Source organism: Acidovorax sp. GW823-FHT01C06, from assembly GCF_058798375.1.
In genome coordinates this window covers 37,435-57,752 of record NZ_JBXAKN010000013.1, presented here as the reverse complement: position 1 = coordinate 57,752, position 20,318 = coordinate 37,435, and the positions used below count along the sequence as shown (strand labels likewise).

Genomic DNA, 20,318 nt, shown 5'->3' with positions numbered 1-20,318 from the left:
GGAGTTAGGTTTCGAGCATACCGCCCGATGGCCGAAGAGGGAGTCTCTTGGAGGGCGGGCAGGCGACTGACATGCATCAAATTGTCGCTGTTCCGGCCACTCCATCACTTGATTCATGTCAAGGACATGGGGAGCAGCTTACGGCACAGTCAAGGTGTACGCAAGGATTCGCCCCATGACCGCTGTTTCGCCTGACCTGCTGCGCCGTTTTGACGTACCAGGCCCCCGCTATACCTCCTATCCGACGGCCGACCGGTTTGTGGAAGCCTTCGGCCAGGAGGACTACGCCCTCGCCCTCGAGCAGCGCCGCATGGGCACCCTGACCAAGGCGCTGCCCTTGTCCCTGTATGTGCACATCCCCTTTTGCGAGTCGCTGTGCTACTACTGCGCCTGCAACAAGATCATCACCAAGCACCACGACCGGGCTGAAGTCTATCTGCGCTATCTCAGCCGCGAGATCGATCTGCACACGGCGCACTGCGGCACGGGCCAGGTGGTGAGCCAGCTGCACCTGGGCGGCGGCACTCCCACCTTCCTGTCGGACGATGGCTTGCGGGAACTCATGGCGATGCTCCAGCGCAGCTTCACCCTGGCGCCGGGCGGGGAGTACTCGATCGAGGTGGACCCCCGTACCGTCAATGCCGACCGGCTTGCCGTGCTCGCGGAGCTTGGATTCAACCGGCTGAGTTTTGGCGTGCAGGATTTTGACCCCGAGGTCCAGAAGGCGGTGCACCGCATCCAGCCCGCCGAACAGGTGTTTTCGCTGGTGGAATCCGCGCGCTCGCTCGGCTTCGAATCGATCAATGTGGACCTGATCTACGGGTTGCCGCGCCAGACGCCGGAGTCGTTCGACCGTACGCTGGCGCAGGTGGTTCAGTTGCGGCCTGATCGCATTGCGCTGTATGCCTATGCCCACCTGCCGGAGCGGTTCAAGCCCCAGCGCCGCATCCTCTCCGCCGAACTGCCCGCAGCCTCCGGCAAGGTGTCGATGCTCTCCCGTTCGCTCGACGCGTTCATGGGCGCCGGCTATGTGTATGTGGGGATGGACCACTTCGCGCTGCCGGAGGACTCGCTGGCCGTCGCCAAGCGGCAGGGCCGCCTGCACCGTAACTTCCAGGGCTACAGCACCCAGCCCGACTGCGACCTGATCGGCCTGGGCGTGTCGGCCATTGGCAGGGTCGGCGCCACCTACAGCCAGAACGCCAAGACCCTGGATGAGTACTACGACCTGCTGAACCAGGGGCGTCTGCCCGTGGTGCGTGGCTTGGCCCTGACGCGGGACGACCTCGTGCGCCGCGCCGTCATCATGTCCTTGATGTGCCAGGGAGAACTGCTGTTCGAGCCCATGGAACAGGCCTGGCTTCTCGATTTTCGGCACTATTTCTCCGCCGAACTGGCGCAACTCGACACCATGGCCGAGCAGGGGCTGGTCAAGGTGAGGCCCGACGGTGTCGAGGTCACGGCCATGGGCTGGTTCTTCGTGCGCGGCATCGCCATGGTTTTCGACCGATATCTGCAGGCAGACCGCAACCGCGCGCGTTTTTCACGCATCATCTGAATCCCATGCTTGCAACGGTTGCCTCGACTGCCTTGTTGATGGGGCTCGTTGGCGGGTCCCATTGCCTGGCCATGTGCTCGGCACCTTGTGGCGCCGTGGTGGGGCAGGGGAGCGCGGGCTGCGCATCCGCCCCCGGCGGCGGGGCGCCGGCGGAGGGGGCTCCCCCGAAGGTGCAGGCGGTGCGGTGGGCACCGCGCGGTGGCGTGGCCCGGCGGGCCGTGGCCTTTCATGCGGGCCGCCTGACAGGATATGCGCTGGCGGGCGGGCTGGCCGCCCTGGCCATGGACAGCCTGGCGTGGCTCACTCAGCAGACCATGGCACTGCGCCCGGCGTGGACCTTGATGCACGTCGCGGTGATGGCGTGGGGGCTGATGCTGATGGTCCAGGCGCGGCAGCCGCTCTGGGTGGAGCAGGCGGGCCGTGGCGTGTGGGAGCGCGTGCGGCCTCTGGTCCGTGCCCCGGGAGGCATTCTTGCCGCGGGGTTTCTCTGGGCGCTGATGCCCTGTGGCTTGCTGTATTCGGCGCTGCTGGTGGCTGCCTTGAGCGGAGGGCCCCTGGAGGGCGCATTGTCCATGGCGCTTTTTGGCATTGGCAGCGGCGTCTGGCTGGTCGGCGGGCCCTGGGCCTGGACGCGGTTGCGGGCCCGGCTCAACACCGTGCGCGCGGACTGGGGGACGCGCGCCGCCGGTGGCCTGCTCTGCGCGGTGGCAAGCTGGGCACTGTGGATGGACCTCGTCTACAAACCCTCACTGTGGTGCCGCTAGCGTGCATTCGGGCCGCGGCGGCCTGAGGGCGAGGCGGTTTCGGTAACCCACATCCCCATGAGGGGGATTGCCCCGCCCCGCGCCTTCGGGCAGGCAAGTGTTGCCGTGCCGCCGCGGCGCGGGTGGGCTCCTTCGACAAGGCCTTCGAACTGGCGATAATCTGTGTAACTATTGGTGGCATTCACGTCTCCATGTTTCGCGCGCCCCGAAGTGAACTCCTCCATCCTCATCGATATCAGCCAACTGCGCGTCGGCATGTACATCCAGCTCGATGTGGGCTGGATGCACCATCCGTTCCCGGTGAGCAGTTTTCGGGTGGCATCGGCGGACCAGATCGCGACGTTACGGGAACTGGGGCTCACCGAGGTGCGATACGTCCCCAAGAAAAGCGATCCGGAGCAAAGAGAGCTGGTTCCGGCCGCCTGGAGCGTGCCGGAGATGACGGTGCCCTCGGCCCAGGGACCGGATGCCCCCGGCGCCACGGCCACCGTGGACCCGGAGGCGCAGCGCCGGCGCGAATTACTGGAGGCGCAGAACCGCACCTTGGCGGCCTGCAACCAGCGGTTCGGAGAGGCCACCCGGCAGTACCAGGCACTCGAACGCGTTGCGTCCGAGCACCCGGACCAGGCCCGCACCAAGGGCGATGCGCTGGTGGCTGGCTGCGTATCGGAACTCCTCGAGAACGGTGACTCCGTCATCCGGTTGCTGTCGGAGGGCGTTGGCGAGCGCAATGCCCTGCACCCCATCAACGTGATGGTGATCTCCCTGCTGCTGGGCCGTGCCCTGGGCATGAAGAGCTCCGAGCTGCATGATCTCGGCATCGCGGCCCTGATCCATGACCTGGGCAAGCTCAAGCTGCCGCCGAACCTGCGCCAGCCCACGCCCTCGATGATCCCCATGGAGCGAACGCGCTACGAGTCCCACGTGGGCGAGTCCGTGGCATTCGCCACGCGCATGGGGCTGCCCGAAGCGGTGCTGACGGCCATTGCGCGGCATCACGAAATGGCCGATGGCAGCGGGTTCCCCCTGCGGCTGTCGGGGCCTGACCTGGGACGGGCGGGGCAGGTGCTGGCGCTGGTCAACCGGTACGACCGCATGTGCAACCCGGCCAACGGCGTAGATGCGCTCACGCCCCACGAGGCGTTGTCCGTCATCTTCGCGCAGCTCAAGGCGCGCTTCGATTCCGTGGTTCTGGGGGCATTCATCCGCATGATGGGGGTCTACCCGCCGGGCTCCATTGTCCAGTTGGTCAATGACCGCTATGCGATCGTTGCCTCGGTCAACTCGTCGCGGCCCCTGCGGCCCAAGGTCATCGTGCACGATTCCCGTGTGCCCAAGGACGAAGCACCGATCCTGGACCTGGAAACGGTGCCCGAGCTGGGCATCCGGCGCAGCCTCAAGCCCGCGCAGCTGCCGCGCGATGCGCTGGACTATCTCTCTCCCCGTCAGCGCATCTGTTACTTTTTCGAGCGTGCGGTCAGTCCCGGCAATGAAGAGGCTGGTTCGTGAGGGTTTCGCAATCCCACGGCTGGCTGGACGCGCTGCAAGAAGCCGTCTGGCTTGTCGATGAGGCCAGCCTGCTCATCCTGCACGCGAATGCCGCCGCGCAGCGGCTGGTAGGGACCCCCGTGTCCGCCATGGTCGGTGCATCGGTGCTTGGCCTGGCCACCACGCCGCAGGACCAGGCGTTCTGGGGGGAGCCCGCCGAGGTGGTGGCGGGCGGCATCCATTCCCACACCCGTCTTCTGCGTGCGGATGGCACGCTGGTGCCCGTGGACCGGCAGGTAAGCCGCGTGCCCTGGGGGGCGGCGGGCGGCGATACGGTGTACATGCTGACCATGCTGGACCGCAGTGCCCAGGAGGCCACCGAGCGCGAACTGGAAACCCTGCTGTCCGAACTGCGCGCAACCCTGGACTCCGCGGCCGACGGCATGCTCGTCTGCAGCCTTGATGGCCGGGTGCGGGCGTTCAATCAGCGCCTTGCACAGCTGTGGAACATTCCGCGCGACCTGCTCCTTGAGCGTGACGACGGGGCGGTGTATGCCCACATGGCCACGCAGGTGAACGATGCGGCGGCCTATTCGGAGCGCCTGGCCGCGATTGCGCGCGAGCCGATGCAGGAGAGCACCGACATCCTGGTGCTGCGCAACGGCGCGGTGCTGGAGCTGCGCACGGTCCCCCAGTTCAGCCAGGGGCGGCCGGTGGGGCGTGTGTACTCGTTCCGGGACATCACCCGGCAGACCGAGATACAAGCCAGCCTGCGCCTTGCCGCCAGGGTGTTCGAATCCAGCCTGGACGCGATCTTCATCGCCGACAGCCAGCACCGGGTCCTGCGCATGAACCCGGGATGCGAGCGCCTCGTGGGCCCGTCGGCCAAGTCGTTCGAGGGCAACACGGCGGCCTCCCTCTTTGGCGGCGGCCCCGATGCGGCGTTCATGGAACAGGTGCTGCAAGGCTGGTCCAGCGGAGGCTTCTGGGAAGGCGAGCTGTGGCTTCCCCGGGACAACGGGACCTATTGCGCGGTGCAGCTGTCGTGGGTGGCGTTGCGCGACGACGAGGGGCGGCTGGTGCAGAGCATCGGCTTCATGCGCGACCTGACGCTGCAGCATGCGGCCCAGAAGCGCATCGAAGAGCTGGCGTACAGCGATGTGCTCACAGGGCTGCCCAACCGGCTGCTTCTGTCGCAGCGGGTGGACACGGCCATCCAGGGCGCCCGCCAGAGCGACACCGGTTTCGCGATCCTGTTCCTGGACCTCGACCGTTTCAAGATCATCAATGACTCGTTGGGCCATCCCTTTGGCGACCGGGTGCTGCAGCTGGTGGCCGAGCGATTGCAGGCCTGCCTGCGCCAGACGGACATGCTGTGCCGGCTGGGCGGGGATGAGTTCGTCATCTATCTGCACGGTGGGGATGCCGTGGTGGCCGAGAGCGTGGCGCGCCGCATCCTGGACGACATGCTCAAGCCCTTCATGCTCGACGGCATGGGTTTCTCCATCCAGTGCAGCATCGGCATGGCGCTGTACCCGCAGGACGGGGCCACGCTGGACGACCTCATCAAGCAGGCCGATACCGCCATGTACCGCGTCAAGGAGCGCGGCCGGGGCAGCTATGGCTTCTACCAGCCGCAAATGAACGCCAACCTGCTGTCGCGCATGCAGATGGAGCATGCGATGCGCCAGGCGCTGGGTCTGGACCGCATGGCGGTGCACTACCAGCCGCAGGTCAACATGGCCACGGGGCGCATCACGGGCGCCGAGGCCCTGATCCGCTGGACCGACCCTGAATTCGGCGCGGTCTCGCCCGGGCAGTTCATCCCCCTCGCGGAGGAGTCCGGCTACATCGTCACGCTGGGTGCCTGGGTCATGGAGCAGGCCGTGCGCGAGGCGGCGGTGTGGATGCACAGCGGCATGCCCATCATGATCTCGGTGAACGTGTCCGCGCTGGAGTTCCGCCAGCCCGATTTCGTGGACCGGATCACGCGCCTGCTGGCGGTGCACCAGCTGCCGCCCACGCTGCTGGAGCTGGAGCTGACCGAAACCATCCTGCTGCAGGATGCGCAGGAGATGGAGCAGCGCCTGCGCGTGCTGGCCGGCCTGGGCATTGGCCTCGCCATCGATGATTTCGGCACGGGCTATTCCAGCCTGGCGTACCTGAAGAAGCTGCCGATCCACAAGCTCAAGATCGACCAGTCGTTCGTGCGCGGGCTGCCCGACGACGATGGCGACCGGGCCATCGTGAGCGCGATCATCAGCATGGGGCGCGCCATGCATGTGGAGGTGGTGGCGGAGGGCGTGGAAACCGAAACCCAGCAGGCGGTGCTGCTTCAGATGCAATGCGACCACTACCAGGGTTTTCTGTGCGCGCCCGGGCTTCCTGCCCACGAGTTTCGTGCCCTGCTGGGCAAGCCGCTGCCCTTGAAGGCGCAGGGCCGGCGCAATTCCGTCCAGACCTAGGCGCGCGAGGCCAAGGGCTTCGCACCACCGCCTTGGCCACCATCTCCGCTGCCCTTGCGCCGTGGCCCCACGGCAGAGCCTCAGGAGGCCGCGATGCCCTTCCAGAGCATGTAGGCCGCCAGGCCGAAGAGCAGGGATGCGAACACGCGCTTGAGTTGCTTGACCGGCAGGCTGTGCGCCGCCCTGGCGCCCAGGGGCGCGGTGAGCACGCTGCAGGTCGCGATCACCGCCAGGGCGGGAAGCCAGATGTAGCCCAGCGATGCCGGGGGCAATCCGCTCACGTTCTGGCCGCCAATCACGTAGCCCACCACGTTGGCGAGGGCGATGGGAAAGCCGAGCGCGGCGCTGGTGGCCACGGCATTGTGGATGGGCACGTTGCACCACGTCATGAACGGCACGCTCACGAAGCCGCCGCCGGCACCCACCAGCCCCGACAGGAACCCGATCACGCCGCCCGCCGCCACCTGCCCCGCGCCGGCAGGCATCTGGCGCGAGGGGGCGGGCTTCTTGTCCAGGAACATCTGAGAGGCCGAAAAACTCACGAACAGCGCGAAGAAGATCGCCAGGAACGAGCCCTTGAGGAGCGCGAACACGCCCAGGCTGGCGATGAATCCACCGAGCACGATGCCGGGCGCCAGGCGCTTGACGATGTCCCAGCGCACCGCCCCACGCTGGTGGTGCGCGCGCACGCTGGAGATCGAGGTGAACATGATCGTCGCCATGGAGGTCGCGATGGCCATCTTCACCGCGAGGTCCGGTGCCACCTTCTGGGCACCCAGGATGTACGTCATGAACGGCACCAGCAGCATGCCGCCGCCGATGCCGAGCAGGCCGGCCAGAAAGCCGGTTGCCAGGCCCAGTACACCGAGTTCAACGATCAGGAGAGGATCCAGCATGGGGCAAAAAGGGAGAAGGGGAGGGAACAAGGGGCGGGGAGGCGGCGCCCGGTCGGCCGTTCAGCGGGAAGGTGAGGCGGTGGCGACAGCGGCATGGGGAAGGAAGAAGGTGTCTGCGATTGCCACCGGACTCTCATCCTGAACCGGGGGTTCAGGTGGGCGAGGGCAGCCAAGCGTTGGGTTCATCTGACGCGAGATGATCACGCTCACCGGGCAATGTACCAAGCCCGAGCTCGTTGAGCATTGGTTCAAGGAAATATAAAGCCCGACAGCATCGCAGACAGCCTGATTGTAGGCGCTGGCGGAGTCCGACGCCGGCGCCAGGACATGTAAAGACCGCAGGGCGGCGCGCCGGGTTCAGAGGTGCCGGGGGGCGCCGTGTCAGAGCAGGCGCCCGTCCTCGCCCAATGCCTCGTCGAGCCGCTGGACCAGGGCCTTGAGGTGGTCCTCGTCCCGCTCGGGCAGGGGCAAGGCAGCCTGCGCTCCGGGCTGTGCCGCAGGCGGCGGGGAGGACTTGGCGGCCGCGCCCGCCGCCAGGTCGGCCGCCTCGCGGTCCGCAATCTCGAAAGCCAGGTTCAGCGCGGCCAGCACCGCGATGCGTTCACGGGCGCGCACCTTGCCGGCGTCGCGGATGCGGGTCATGGCCGTGTCGACGCGTTCAACGGCATCCAGCAAGCGGCTTTCATGCCCCTCGGGGCAGGTCAGCAGGTAGCTTTGCTGCAGGATCTGCACCTCGATTTGCTTCATTCGGATTCTTTCGTGACAGGGGCCGCCGCGGGCAGCCGCTCCAGCAGCGCGTCAACCCGGGCGCGGGCCGCGCTCAGGCGCGATTTGAGCGAATCCCGCTCCTGCGCGAGGGCGGCCACCTGATCGGCGAGCAGCGCGTTGGTGCGTTGCAGTTCCGCATGCCGCAGCAGCAGGCGTTCGACGCGCTCGGCGATCTGGTCGGTGGTGGACGGTGTTGCCATACAGCTGTCGATTGTAGGGTTGGCGGTTGTAAACGGTCGTAAAATCCCGTTGTTGGTGCTCGCGGTGTGGTTCACATGCCGCAGTTCAACGGGAAGCAGGGAGGTGCCGCCAACCATGGTGCGCCCAGCCTGCGCTGCCCCCGCAACGGTCAGCGGACGAATCGTTCCGATTCCCCCTTCATACACATGCCACTGGGTGCCTTGAACAAGCCCCTGGGAAGGCTTTGAAGGGTGTTCCGCCAGCCCGGATACCGGCCAACACGGTGGTTGCACGCGCCCGATCAGGGTGCGCGCAGCCGTATCACCCATTTGCTGGCGGGGAGGCCGGCGCGGGTTTTGTTTGTTGACGATGTTCCCCATGAAAATCCGTACCTCTCGTGCGCGCCTTGCTGCGCCGCTGTGCCTGCGTCCCGCGCTGGTGGCGCTGGCCGTTGTGGGCGCCTGCTCCGTGCAGGCCCAGCAGGCCGATGCCGGCGGCCCCGTGCTGCTGGCGCAGAACCTGCGCGCGCCCTCGCTGACCGAAACCGTGGTGACCGCCACGCGCACGCCCCAGCCCTTGTCCGACCTGGTGGCCGATGTGACCGTCCTGGATCGCGAGACCATCGAAACCAGTGGCGCCACCGGCCTGGCCGACGTGCTCGCCCGTGTCCCCGGCATCGAGTTCTCGCGCAACGGCGGCCCCGGCACGACCACGGGCGTGTTCCTGCGCGGCGCTGAGTCGCGCTTCACGGCCGTGTACATCGACGGCGTGCGCATCGATTCCCAATCCACCGGCGGCGCGGCATGGGAGTCGATCCCGCTGGCGCAGATCGACCGCATCGAAGTGCTGCGCGGCCCGGCGGGCGCGGTCTATGGCTCCGACGCCATGGGTGGGGTGGTGCAGATCTTCACCAAGCGCGGCGAAAACGGCACCGCGCCCTATGTGGGCGTGGGGTTCGGCAGCCACGGCACGCGCAAGATCGAAGCCGGTGTGAGCGGTGCCAGCGGCACGATCGACTACGCGCTGGGCATTGCACGCGAGGAAAGCAAGGGCTTCAACGCGCGCACCGTCGCCACGCAGAACCCCGACCGCGACGGGTATGAAAGCACCTCTGCCAACGCGCGGGTGGGCCTGCAGGTCAACGCCATGCACCGGCTGGAAGGCACGCTGCTGGTCAACGACCTCGACAGCGGCTACGACAGCGGCTTGGGCAAGGATGACCGCAACAAGCACAGGCTGCATGCCCTGGGCCTGAACTGGCAGGCGCAATGGACCCCGCAGTACAAGACGCGCCTGCAGCTGACCGATTCGCGCGACAGGTACGAAACCAAGCCCTCGGTGTACCTGAGCGATACCCACCTGCGCGGCTACCTGTTCCAGAATGAATGGCGCGAGGGTGCGCACCTGCTGACCGCCGCGCTGGAGCGCCGCGAAGACAACCTGGAAAACAAGCCCATCGACCGCAAGCGCTCGCAGGACGCCGTTGCGCTGGGCTATGGCTACAGCGCGGGCGGCCATACGGTGCAGGCCAATGTGCGGCACGACGCGGACAGCGAGTTCGGCGGCAAGGGCACGGGCAGCCTGGCCTACGGCTACGCCTTTGCACCCCAGTGGCGCGCGACGGCATCGGTGGGCACGGCCTTCCGGGCCCCCACGCTGTACCACCGCTTCAGCGAATACGGCACGGGGTCGCTCAATCCCGAGAGCAGCCGCAATGTCGAGGTGGGCCTGCGCTGGGCCGAGGGCAGCAGCAGCTTCTCCGCCACCGCCTACCGCAACCGGGTGCAGGATCTGATCACGTTCGGGGCCGCAGGGCCTTGTCCGTCGGATTTCGGCTGCTACGTGAACACCGCGCGGGCCGAGTACAAGGGAGTGACGCTGGCGGGTTCGTACCGCCTCGGCGGCGTGCAGCTGCGCGGCTCGCTCGATCTGCAGAACCCGCGCGACCTGGCCACGGGCAAGCTGCTGGCCCGCCGCTCCAAGCGCCACGGCACGCTCGGAGCCGACACGCAACTCGCTGGCTGGACGGTGGGCGCCGAGGTGCAGGCCTCTGGCCGCCGCTTCGACAACGCCGCCAACACCACGGTGCTGGGCGGCTACACGCTGGTCAGCCTGTATGCCAGCACGCGGGTTGCTCGCGATTTCACCCTGGTGGCGCGCGTGGACAACCTGGCCGACAAGCACTATGAGCTGGCCCGCACCTACGCCACCGCGGGCCGCACCGCCTACGTCGGCGTGAAGTGGGCCCCGCAGTGAAGCACCCCCTGAGGCGCTGCGCGCCTTCCCCCCACGGGGGGATGCCACCCGGGGCCTGGTGGAGCCGGTTCCACGGTGGCACTGGCTTCGTGCGTGCCAGTTTCATCGGCATGCCGGGAATGTGTCCCACAGGGTTGCTGAAATGACCAGGTGCCCCGCGCTGCTGATCGCCGCCCCGGCCTCCGGGCAGGGCAAGACCACCGTCACCGCCGCCCTGGCGCGCCTGCATGCGCGCCAGGGGCGGCGGGTGCGGGTGTTCAAGTGCGGGCCGGATTTTCTGGACCCGCACTGGCACCAGCTGGCCAGCGGAGCGCCGGTGCACCAGCTCGACCTGTGGATGAACGGCGAGGCGGACTGCGCGCAGCGCCTGCATGACGCGGCGCGCGCGTCGGACCTGGTCCTGATCGAAGGCGTGATGGGCCTGTTTGACGGCACGCCCAGCGCGGCCGACCTGGCCCGGCACTTTGGTGTGCCCGTGCTGGCCGTGGTCGATGCCTCGGCCATGGCGGGCACCTTTGGCGCGCTGGCCTACGGCTTGCGCCACTACCGACCGGGCCTGCCCTGGGCCGGTGTGCTGGCCAACCGCGTGGGCAGTGCCCGCCACGCCGACATGCTGCAGGGTGGCTTGCACGATGCGGAGGAATGGATGGGGGCGCTGATGCGCGTGCAGGCCACAGGCACTGCGCTCGCCACCGGTAAGGCCGGTGCGGCGCTGCTGCCCGAACGCCACCTGGGTCTGGTCGCGGCGCATGAGCTGCCCGACAGTCTGCAGCGTCTGGACGCCGCCGCCGATGCCCTGGCGGCCACGCCCCTGGGCCAGATGACGCTGGAGGATCTGCAGCGCTGGGCCGTGGAGTTTCCGGCTCCCGCAGTGGCAGACACGGTGCCGCCGCTGCTGGCCGGCCGCACCGTGGCCGTGGGGCGCGACGCCGCGTTCTGTTTCATCTACGCCGCCAATGTGCAATGCCTTGAACAGATGGGCGCGCGCGTGGTGTTCTTCTCGCCGCTGCACGATGCCGCGCTGCCCGGCTGCGATGCCGTGTGGCTGCCCGGCGGCTACCCCGAGCTGCACACCGCGCAGATAGTGGCCAACACCGGCATGCAGGCCAGCCTGCGCGCCCATGGGGCCGCGGGCAAACCCCTGTGGGCCGAGTGCGGCGGCATGATGGCGCTGTTTGAATCCATCACGCTGGCCGACGGCAGCACGGCCCCGCTGTGGGGCCTGCTGCCCGGCCGCGTGACCATGCAAAAACGCCTGGCGGCGCTCGGGCCGCAGCAACTGGCGGTGGCGGGGCACACCCTGCGCGGCCACACCTTCCACTACTCAACCAGCGACAGCAGCGCCCCCGTGGTGGCCCGCACGGCCCGCCCCCATGAAGCGGTTGCGCCGGATGCGGGCGAGGCGCTGTACCAGCAGGGCAGCCTCCACGCCAGCTACTTCCATGCGTGGTTTCCGTCCAGCCCCGAGGCCGTGGCGCATCTGCTGGGAGGCGTCTCGGCATGACTCCCACCCCGCACCCCATCACCAGCGAACTCATCCTGGGTGGCCAGAAAAGCGGCAAGTCCCGCCGCGCCGAGCTGCTGGCGCGCGACTGGCTGGCGCAGTCCAGCGACCACCGCGCCGTGCTCATCGCCACGGGGCAAGCCTGGGACGACGAGATGCGTGAGCGCATCGCCCGCCACCAGCGGGACCGCGCCGAACGGGTGCCGGGTCTGCAGACGGTGGAAGAGCCACACGATGTGGCCGCTGCCGTGGCGTTGCACAGCACGCCGCAGACCCTGCTGGTGGTGGACTGCCTCACGCTGTGGCTCACCCACTGGACCATGCCCATGGGCTGCGAAGACATGGATTTGAAGCAAAAACAGGCTCTGGCTCTGGATTGGCAAGCGCAAGCAGCTATGTTTTTGATAGCGGTTCGGAAATCCCCCGGCCCCGTTGTTCTGGTGGGCAACGAAATTGGCCTGGGGGTCATCCCGATGGGGCGCGAGGTGCGCGCCTTCGTGGATGCGCTGGGCACGCTGAACCAGCGGGTGGCGCAGATCTGCCCCCGCGTCACGCTGATGGCCGCCGGGCTGCCATTGACCTTGAAATGAAACTATGAAACCAACCCCCGTGCGCCGCATCCTGTGGGTGATCGCCATCCTGTTGCTGCTGGGCCTGCTCATGGCCGGGCTGGCGCGGGCGCAGCCCGTGCAGATCACCGACGACAAGGGCCGCAAGATCGCGTTGCCCCGCCCGCCCGAGCGCATCGTGAGCCTGCTGCCCTCGCTGACCGAAAGCGTGTGCGAGCTGGAGCAGTGCCACCGGCTCGTGGGGGTGGACCGCTATTCCAACTGGCCCGAGGCCGTGGTTGGCAAGCTGCCCAAGATGGGAGGCGGCATAGATCCCAGCATCGAGGCCATCGTCGCGCTCAAGCCGGACCTGGTGCTCATGTCCGTCAGCTCGCGCGCCAGCGACCGGCTGGAGGCGCTGGGTCTCACCGTCGTGCAGCTGGAACCCAAGACCCATGCCGACGTGCGCCGCGTGCTGGGCACCGTGAGCGACCTGCTGGGCGTGCCCCGCGCACAAGGCTCCGACCGCCTCTGGCGCGTGATCGATGCGGGCGTGCTGGCGGCGGCACAGTCCCTGCCGCCCAAGGCGAAAAATGCGCGCGTGTACTTCGAGGTGAGCCGGGGGCCATACGCGGCGGGCGAGGCGTCGTTCATCGGCGAGTCGCTCACCCGGCTGGGGGTGCGCAACGTGGTGCCTGCGTCGCTCGGTCCGTTCCCGCGCCTGAACCCCGAATTTGTGGTGCGCGCCAACCCCGACATCATCATGATCGGCAACCGCAGCATGCAGGCCATGGTGCCGTACCCCGGCTGGGCCAGCATGCGCGCCATCCGCGACAACCGGCTGTGCGTGTTCGGCCCCGGCGATTCGGATGTGGTGGTGCGGCCTGGCCCGCGCATGGCCGAGGCAGCCCGCATCATGGCGCGCTGCCTGGTGGACAAGGCACCATGACCAGCGTCCCGATGGACCTGCCAACCGGTTCCGCCAGCCGCCGCGCGGCATGGTGTGCCGCCTGGCTGCTGCTGGCCAGTGTTGTGCTGGCCGTGTGTGGCGCCAGCGTGGGCAGCACGGGTTTTGACAGCGTGCTGCGCATGCGCGGCGACCCCGTCGCCTGGCAGATCGTGTGGGACATCCGCCTGCCGCGCACGCTGGGCGCGTGGCTGGCGGGTGCGCTGCTGGGCCTGTCGGGTGCTGTGGCGCAGGGGCTGTTTCGCAACCCATTGGCCGACCCGTACCTGCTGGGCAGCGCCTCGGGCGCCGCGCTGGGCGGGGCGGTGGCGATGGCGCTGTTCGGTGTGTCGCCGGTGGCGGCGCAGTGGATGGCCCGCATCGGCATCACGGGCATGGCTTTCCTGGGCGCGGCGGGGGCGGTGGTGCTCACGCTGCTGTTGGCCAAAGGCGTGCAGCACACGCTGCGCCTGCTGCTGGCGGGGGTGATCGTGGGCGTGGTGCTGGGCGCGCTGCGCGACCTGGTGGAGCTGGCCTCGCCCGACATCCTGCAGGCCATGCAGGCGTTCACGCTGGGCAGCACCGCCTTTGTGGGCTGGATGGCCTGCGTGCTCATGGCCGTGGCCTGGGGGCTGTGCTCGGTGGTCGCCTGGATGCTGGCGCGCGCGCTCGATGGCCTCACGCTGGGCGAGGCCACGGCGGCCAGCCTGGGCCTGCCGCTCATGCCCATGCGCGTCGGGCTGGTGGCCGCCATGGCGCTGGCCACGGGCACGGCCGTGGCGCAAACGGGGCTCATCGCGTTTGTGGGGCTGGCCGCGCCACACCTGGTGCGCTCCATCGTGCGCGTGACGCACGAACGGCACATCGTGCTCGCAAGCCTGATGGGCGCGGTGCTGCTGCTGGCGGCCGACATCCTGGCGCGCTGGCTGCTGGCACCGCAGGAGCTGCCCGTGGGCGTGCTCACGGCGGCGCTGGGTGGAACCTACCTGCTGTGGCTCATGCACCGGCGGACGTCGCAAGGTGGTTCGCTATGAATTCTGTAGCTATCAGCGCTTGCCAGATAAGCGCCAGCATCGGAAATCGCTTGATATTGCAGGGCATTGACCTGCAACTGCCTGCCCGGCGCTGGACCAGCATCGTCGGCCCCAACGGCGCGGGCAAGTCCACCTTGCTCAAGGTGCTGGCGGGCCTGCTGCCGCGCGCTGCGGTGCAGGGCGAAGTATTGCTGCTGGGCCGCCCACTCGCGCAGATCCCCGCACGCGAACGTGCCCGCCAGCTCGCCTGGCTGGGCCAGAACGAAGGCTCGGCCGACGACCTCACGAGCTACGACGTGGCCATGCTGGGCCGCCTGCCGCACCAGGCCTGGCTGGCGCCGCCGGGTGCGGCCGACCACGCGGCGGTCGAGCAGGCGCTGCGCACCACGCAGGCCTGGGACTGGCGCCACCGCCCGCTGGCGCAGCTGTCGGGCGGCGAGCGCCAGCGCGTGTTGCTGGCCCGCGCCCTGGCCGTGCAGGCGCAGGTGCTGCTGATGGATGAACCCCTGGCCAACCTCGACCCGCCCCACCAGACCGACTGGCTGCACACCATGCGCGCGCTGGTGGACGCGGGCGGCACGGTGGTCAGCGTGCTGCACGAGGTGTCGCTGGCGCTGCAGGCCGACGACATGGTGGTGATGGCGGAGGGCCGCGTGCTGCACCAGGGTGCCTGCGATGCGCCCGATACCCACGCCGCGCTGGAGAGCGTGTTTGACCACCGCATCCATGTGCGGCATCTGGATGGCATGTGGATGGCGCTGCCGTCCCTGCAACGCAAGAACAACAACCAAGGAATGAAGGAAGTGCAAGCATGAACATCGAATCGGGTTTTTCGCAGGTCGCGCAGTCATTGTTGTGGCCCGTGCTGGTGCTGGTCGCGTTGGCGTTTGTCTATGCGCTCTGGTCGGGCGGCGCCACGCTCATGGAGGCCTGGCAGCGCTGGCGCCAGCCGCAGTACCGCTCGCTGCGCGTGGCCCCTGGCTTGTCGATGGAAGAGCTGGAGCTGCAACTGGTGCGCCAGGTGGAGCCCGTGCGCCTGCTCAGCCGCCTGTCGCCCATGCTGGGGCTGATCGCCACGATGATCCCGCTCGGCCCCGCGCTGCAGAGCGTGGCGGCGGGCAACGGCCAGCAGGCGCTGGCGGTGTTCAGCGGCGCCTTTGCAGGCGTGGTGCTGGCGCTGGCCGCCGCGTCGGTGGGCCTGGTGGTGTATTCGGTGCGCCGCCGCTGGCTGCTGGCCGAACTGCTGGTGGTGCGCAAGGAGCGCGGGGTGGCGCAATGACCTTGAAGCACCTGAATGTGCTGGCCGAGGACGACGACGACCCGATGCTGTCGGCCGTGAACCTGGTGGACGTGTTCCTGGTGCTCGTGGTGGCGCTGCTCACGGCCGTGGCCGTGCAGACCCAGACCAGCGCCAACGAGAGCGTCACCATCATCCGCAACCCCGGCCAGCCCGACATGGAAGTGGTGGTGCGCGAGCAGGGCAAGGAAGTGCGCTTCAAGGGCGCGGGCAGCGCGGCGCAAGGGCAGGGCGTGCGCGCGGGCGTGGCCTACAAGCTCGAAGACGGCAACATCGTCTACATCCCTGAAACGGGCGCTGCTCCTGCCGGCGCTTCGGCCGGTGGCGCGGGTGGCGCCGCCACGCCGGCACCCGCCAAGCCATGAAGGCGCTGATCCTGCGCGCGGCACTCTGGTGCCTGCTGCTGGCTGCGCCGCTGGTGCATGCCGTGCAGGCGGACAAGGCCCAGGGCGCAGCTGGCGCCAACAAGGCCGCACCCGTGCTGCTGTGGCTTACCTCCGACATCACCACAGCCACGCGCACGGCCATGGTGCAGCGCCTGGCCACCGAGGCGGGTCTGGGCTTTGTGCATATCGACTACACGTTGGGTGGCCCGGCGGTGCTGGACGCGGCCCAGGCCCAGAAGCTGGAGCGCGCGCTGGCGGGCGCTGCGCTGGTGTGGGTGGATGCGCCGCACGCCAGCGTGGAGGCACGCCTGCGCCGCATGGCGGGGGCGCAGCTCGATGGCCGTGCCACACGTTCCCCCGGCCGCGTGGTGTGGGTGCCTGCGGGCGCCCCCGCCGCCGACCTGACCGCGCTCGATGCGTCCGGCCGCATGGTGGCCTACCTGCAGGCCGGCGGCCCGCGCAACCTGAAGAGCGCCATCGCCCTGGCGCGTGCCACCGTGGCGGGTGTGGCCATGCCCGTTTTGTCCGCGCCGGAGATCCTGCCCACCCGGGGTATCTACCACCCCGACGCGCCCCGCCTGCTGCCCAACGCCGTGGCGCTGGAGGCATGGCGCCAGGGCCAGCCCGCGCTGCGCGGCCTGCCGGCGGTGGCCGTGCTGGTGCACCGCCACCATTTTGTCGATGGCAGCACCGAATGGCTCGATGCCTGGCTGCGCATCTTCCGCCAGCAGGGCCTGTTCGCCTATGCGGCGTTCGGCCAGCAGGTCACGGCGCAGACGCTGGCCGAGGTGCTGGAGCTGCCCTCCGAGAGCGGCACCGGCCCCGGCCGCCTGCATGCCTCCGCCCTGGTGCTGCACCAGCTCGTGCCCCAGGCCGCCGCGCTGCAGCCGCTGCTGGCCCGCTGGGGCGCACCCTTGCTGGGCACGCAGCCCTACCGCGCGGGCGATGCCGCCGCGTGGGAGGCCAGCGACACGGGCCTGTCGCTGTCCGATGTGCCGTTCTATCTGGCGCAGCCCGAAGCGGCGGGTGCCATCGACCCGGTCCTGGTCGCCGCCCACGGCGCCGAGGGGCAAGACTTTCGCCTCATCGAGCGCCAGGCCCAGGCCGTGGCCGCCAAGGCACGGCGCCTGATCGCGCTGCAGACCAAGCCCGCCGCCGACAAGCGCCTGGTGGCCATGGTCTACAACTACCCGCCGGGCGGCACCAACTTCGGCGCATCGTTCCTCAACGTGCCGCGCAGCCTGGAGCAGGTCTCTGGCGGGCTGGCCCAGGCGGGCTACCGCACGCAGCAGGTGCCCGAGCAGGGCTGGATCGATGGGCTCAAGCCGCTGCTGGCCGCTTACTACCCCGGCGCCGACGTGCGCGCGCTGCTGCAAAGCGGGCAGGCCGCCGCGCTGCCACTGGCGCGCTATGAGCAGCACCTGGCCACGCTGCCGAAGGCCGTGCGCGAGCGCATGAACGCGCACTGGGGCGCGCCCGAAAAGAGCCGGTACGTGGTCGAGTGGCAGGGCGAAAAAGTGTTCGCCATCCCGCGCCTGCAGGTGGGCAAACTCTCGGTATTGCCCCAGCCCCCGCGCGAAGAAACCCTGCGCCTGGGCCAGAACCCCTTCATGCACAAGAGCAAGGCGCCGCTGTCGCACCATTACCTGGCGGTGTACCTGTGGGCGCAGCTGGAGGCCGATGCGCTCATCCACTTCGGCACGCACGGCACGCAGGAATGGGCCGGTGGCAAGGCGCGTGCGCTGGATGTGCACGACGACGCGCTGCTGCCACTCGGTGACCTGCCCGTGGTCTACCCCTATATCGTGGACAACCTCGGCGAGGCCCTCACGGCCAAGCGCCGGGGCCGCGCCGTGCTGGTGAGCCACCGCACGCCCGTGTTCGCCCCGGCAGGCTTCGAGGCGCGCATGGCCCACATGCACGAGGTGATGCACGAATGGGAAACCGTGGACGAAGGCCCCACGCGCCGCGCGCTCGAAAAGCAGCTGGTGGCGCAGTTTGTGGAGCACCAGCTGCACCGCGACCTGGGCTGGAGCGCCGAGCGCATCGCGGCCGACTTCAGCGGCTTCCTGGAAATCCTGCACCCCTACCTGGACCAGCTCGCACAAAGCTCGCAGCCCAAGGGCCTGGCCGTGTTCGGCCGCGTGCCCGCTCCCGAGCAGCGGCGCGAGACCATCCTGCAGGCGCTGCGCAAGCCGCTGATCGAGGCACTGGGCGAAGACATCGACGAAGCCTTCCTCATCAAGCACGATGCCGTGCTGGCCGCGCGCCCCGCACGCTGGCTGGAAGTGGCGCTGACCGACGCGCAGGCCGCCAGCGTGCTGGACCTGCGCCCCGTGCTGCCAGCGCAGGTGGCAACACCGGGTGCGGCGGGCGCCTCCGACGTGGTGCGCGCCGAAGACCATGTGCCCAACCGCGCCGCGCGCAAGCCCATCGACACGCCCGCGCTGCTGCAACTGGCCCAGCGCGCACAGGAGCTGGAGCGCCTGCTGGCCACCGAAGGCGAAATGCCCGGCCTGCTGGCGGGGCTGGAGGGCCGTTTCCTCACCGCTGCGTACGGCGGCGACCCGATCCGCAACCCCGAGAGCCTGCCCACGGGCCGCAACCTCACGGGGCTGGACCCGAGCCGCCTGCCCACGCGCCAGGCTTATGCCGTGGCGCAGACGCTGTTCAACGACTGGTTCAAGGACTACCAGGCGCGCCATGGCGGCCAGGTGCCGCAGCGCATGGCGTTGTCGCTGTGGGCGGGTGAAACACTGCGCCACCAGGGGATCATGGAAGCGCAGGCCCTCGTGGCGGTGGGCATGCGCCCGGTGTGGGACGACTCGGGCCGCCCGGTGCGTGTGGAGACCATTGCCGCAGAAGAACTCAAACGCCCGCGCGTCGATGTGCTCATGAGCATCACCGGCTCGTACCGCGACCAGTTCCCCGCGCTGATGGCGCTCCTCGACCGCGCCGTGGCCCAGGCCGCGACGGCCGAGCCCGGCAATGTGATTGCGCGCAACACCGAGCAGATCGGCCAGGAGCTGCGCAAGCAGGGTGTGCCCCGCGCGCAGGCCGAGCAACTGGCGCGCGTGCGCTCGTTCGGCAACGCGGTGGGCGACTATGGCACCGGCCTGTCCGACGCGGTGCAGAGCGACGGCCTGCAAACCAACGATGCGCGCCTGGGCCAGATGTTCCTCGAACGCATGAGCCAGCCCTATCTGGAGGGCGAACCGGTGACGGGGGTTGCGGGCGGCACGGCCGCGAAGGCGCTGGGGGCCCACCTGCGCCGTACCGACGCCGCCATCCTGTCGCGCAGCTCGAACCTGTACGCCATGGTCAGCTCGGACGACCCGTTCCAGTACCTGGGCGGCCTGTCGGCCGCAGCCCGCGTGGCCGGCCGGCCGCAGGGGCTGGAGCTGCACGTGGCCCAGCTGCAGGATGTGAGCGAGCCCACCACCGAAACCGCGCAGCGCGCCATTGCGCTGGAGATGCAGTCGCGCTACCTGCACCCGGGCTGGCTCAAGGCGCAGAAGGCCGAGGGCTATTCGGGCACGCTGCAGGTGCTCAAGGCCGTGCAGTTCGCCTGGGGCTGGCAGGCCGTGGCGCCCGACACGGTGCGCAGCGACCATTGGCAGAGTTTCTACGACGTGCTGGTGCGCGACAAGCACCAGCTGGGCCTGCCCGAGTGGCTCAAAGAGCATCCGCAGGCCTATGCCCAGTCGCTGGAGCGCCTGGTGCAGGCGCAGCGCCAGGGCTATTGGCAGGCCGATGCCGCCACGCAAAAGCAACTCGCGCAGATGTACCAGGAGCTCACGCGCGCGGCCCCGCTGGCGGCCGAGCTGCCCAGCGTGCGGCGCTGGGTGGAGCAGGCCGCACAGGATGTGCAAGCAGTAGAGTCCGTGCCCGCCGGGATGGCCGTGGCCACGCCGCAGTCGCCTGCCGCGCCGGCGCCGCGGCCCGTGCCGCCTGCTGCCGACCTGCCTGCGCCACCCGCCCAGGCAGAAGCCCCGCCCGCCGCACCCACCGTGTCCGCCATGGGCGTGCTGCTGGAGCGCCAGCCCGAGCGCGAAGCCCCCGACACCGCCCAAGAACCCAGCCCCGTGGAGCGCATGGCCGGCATCGTGGCCCTGCTGGTCATGGCCCTGGTGGTGCTGGCGGGCGCTGCGTGGCAGGCGCGCCGTCCGTTCTCACTGTCCGCAGCGCCCGGCCTGGCCCGCGCGTGAATCGACCCTTCTTGAAAGTA

At 69.1% G+C, this 20,318-nt stretch carries 16 protein-coding genes and 1 riboswitch; of the genes, 13 read left to right on the top strand and 3 right to left on the bottom strand.

The features are described 5' to 3' along the window. Positions 1-175: 175 nt before the first annotated feature. From hemN to AC1RCS_RS22145, 4 genes are all read left to right on the top strand, one after another. Entirely contained in the window at positions 176-1,558 is a 1,383-nt protein-coding gene (gene hemN / locus AC1RCS_RS22160; RefSeq protein WP_218294149.1) for an oxygen-independent coproporphyrinogen III oxidase, read from the top strand. A gap of 5 nt (positions 1,559-1,563) precedes the next feature. Next, positions 1,564-2,322: a sulfite exporter TauE/SafE family protein gene (locus AC1RCS_RS22155; protein ID WP_492246034.1), complete on the top strand. Its 759-nt coding sequence runs from the start codon at positions 1,564-1,566 to the stop codon at positions 2,320-2,322. 210 nt (positions 2,323-2,532) lie between these two features. Then, a complete protein-coding gene (locus AC1RCS_RS22150) occupies positions 2,533-3,831 on the top strand; it encodes a cyclic di-GMP phosphodiesterase (RefSeq protein WP_218294151.1) in 1,299 nt (432 codons plus the stop codon). Further along, the gene (locus AC1RCS_RS22145; protein ID WP_492246033.1) at positions 3,828-6,275 is read left to right on the top strand and encodes a sensor domain-containing protein; all 2,448 of its coding nucleotides are present in this window, start codon (positions 3,828-3,830) and stop codon (positions 6,273-6,275) included. The genes AC1RCS_RS22150 and AC1RCS_RS22145 overlap by 4 nt, the downstream gene beginning before the upstream one ends. An 80-nt stretch (positions 6,276-6,355) precedes the next feature. Here AC1RCS_RS22145 and AC1RCS_RS22140 read toward each other — a convergent pair whose 3' ends face one another. From AC1RCS_RS22140 to AC1RCS_RS22130, 3 genes are all read right to left on the bottom strand, one after another. Continuing rightward, positions 6,356-7,171, bottom strand: coding sequence for a sulfite exporter TauE/SafE family protein (locus tag AC1RCS_RS22140; protein ID WP_218294153.1), 816 nt, complete (start codon positions 7,169-7,171; stop codon positions 6,356-6,358). A gap of 381 nt (positions 7,172-7,552) precedes the next feature. After that, positions 7,553-7,918, bottom strand: coding sequence for a cell division protein ZapA (locus AC1RCS_RS22135; RefSeq protein WP_369642189.1), 366 nt, complete (start codon positions 7,916-7,918; stop codon positions 7,553-7,555). Next, on the bottom strand, positions 7,915-8,139 hold the full coding sequence (locus AC1RCS_RS22130) for a DUF904 domain-containing protein (RefSeq protein WP_218294155.1): 225 nt from the start codon (positions 8,137-8,139) through the stop codon (positions 7,915-7,917). Before AC1RCS_RS22130 ends, AC1RCS_RS22135 begins: the two co-directional genes overlap by 4 nt. Positions 8,140-8,175: 36 nt before the next feature. After that, a riboswitch (cobalamin riboswitch) is annotated at positions 8,176-8,413 on the top strand. A gap of 84 nt (positions 8,414-8,497) precedes the next feature. Here AC1RCS_RS22130 and AC1RCS_RS22125 point away from each other — a divergent pair. The 9 genes from AC1RCS_RS22125 to cobN all read left to right on the top strand — a co-directional run bounded on the left by AC1RCS_RS22125 (position 8,498) and on the right by cobN (position 20,298). Beyond that, the gene (locus AC1RCS_RS22125) at positions 8,498-10,375 is read left to right on the top strand and encodes a TonB-dependent receptor domain-containing protein (protein ID WP_492246032.1); all 1,878 of its coding nucleotides are present in this window, start codon (positions 8,498-8,500) and stop codon (positions 10,373-10,375) included. Positions 10,376-10,517: 142 nt separating this feature from the next. Beyond that, the gene (locus AC1RCS_RS22120; RefSeq protein WP_492246031.1) at positions 10,518-11,879 is read left to right on the top strand and encodes a cobyrinic acid a,c-diamide synthase CobB; all 1,362 of its coding nucleotides are present in this window, start codon (positions 10,518-10,520) and stop codon (positions 11,877-11,879) included. Beyond that, entirely contained in the window at positions 11,876-12,469 is a 594-nt protein-coding gene (locus tag AC1RCS_RS22115; RefSeq protein ID WP_492246030.1) for a bifunctional adenosylcobinamide kinase/adenosylcobinamide-phosphate guanylyltransferase, read from the top strand. Before AC1RCS_RS22120 ends, AC1RCS_RS22115 begins: the two co-directional genes overlap by 4 nt. A gap of 4 nt (positions 12,470-12,473) precedes the next feature. Further along, the gene (locus tag AC1RCS_RS22110; protein ID WP_492246029.1) at positions 12,474-13,376 is read left to right on the top strand and encodes an ABC transporter substrate-binding protein; all 903 of its coding nucleotides are present in this window, start codon (positions 12,474-12,476) and stop codon (positions 13,374-13,376) included. After that, on the top strand, positions 13,373-14,407 hold the full coding sequence (locus tag AC1RCS_RS22105) for a FecCD family ABC transporter permease (protein WP_492246028.1): 1,035 nt from the start codon (positions 13,373-13,375) through the stop codon (positions 14,405-14,407). Before AC1RCS_RS22110 ends, AC1RCS_RS22105 begins: the two co-directional genes overlap by 4 nt. Next, entirely contained in the window at positions 14,404-15,222 is an 819-nt protein-coding gene (locus AC1RCS_RS22100; RefSeq protein ID WP_492246027.1) for an ABC transporter ATP-binding protein, read from the top strand. Before AC1RCS_RS22105 ends, AC1RCS_RS22100 begins: the two co-directional genes overlap by 4 nt. Further along, on the top strand, positions 15,219-15,686 hold the full coding sequence (locus AC1RCS_RS22095; RefSeq protein WP_492246026.1) for a hypothetical protein: 468 nt from the start codon (positions 15,219-15,221) through the stop codon (positions 15,684-15,686). The genes AC1RCS_RS22100 and AC1RCS_RS22095 overlap by 4 nt, the downstream gene beginning before the upstream one ends. Next, positions 15,683-16,069: a DUF2149 domain-containing protein gene (locus tag AC1RCS_RS22090; RefSeq protein ID WP_192428614.1), complete on the top strand. Its 387-nt coding sequence runs from the start codon at positions 15,683-15,685 to the stop codon at positions 16,067-16,069. The genes AC1RCS_RS22095 and AC1RCS_RS22090 overlap by 4 nt, the downstream gene beginning before the upstream one ends. After that, positions 16,066-20,298 carry a cobaltochelatase subunit CobN gene (gene cobN / locus AC1RCS_RS22085; protein ID WP_492246025.1) on the top strand — a complete coding sequence of 1,411 codons (4,233 nt, stop codon included), beginning with the start codon at positions 16,066-16,068 and terminating at the stop codon, positions 20,296-20,298. Before AC1RCS_RS22090 ends, cobN begins: the two co-directional genes overlap by 4 nt. Positions 20,299-20,318: the final 20 nt, after the last annotated feature.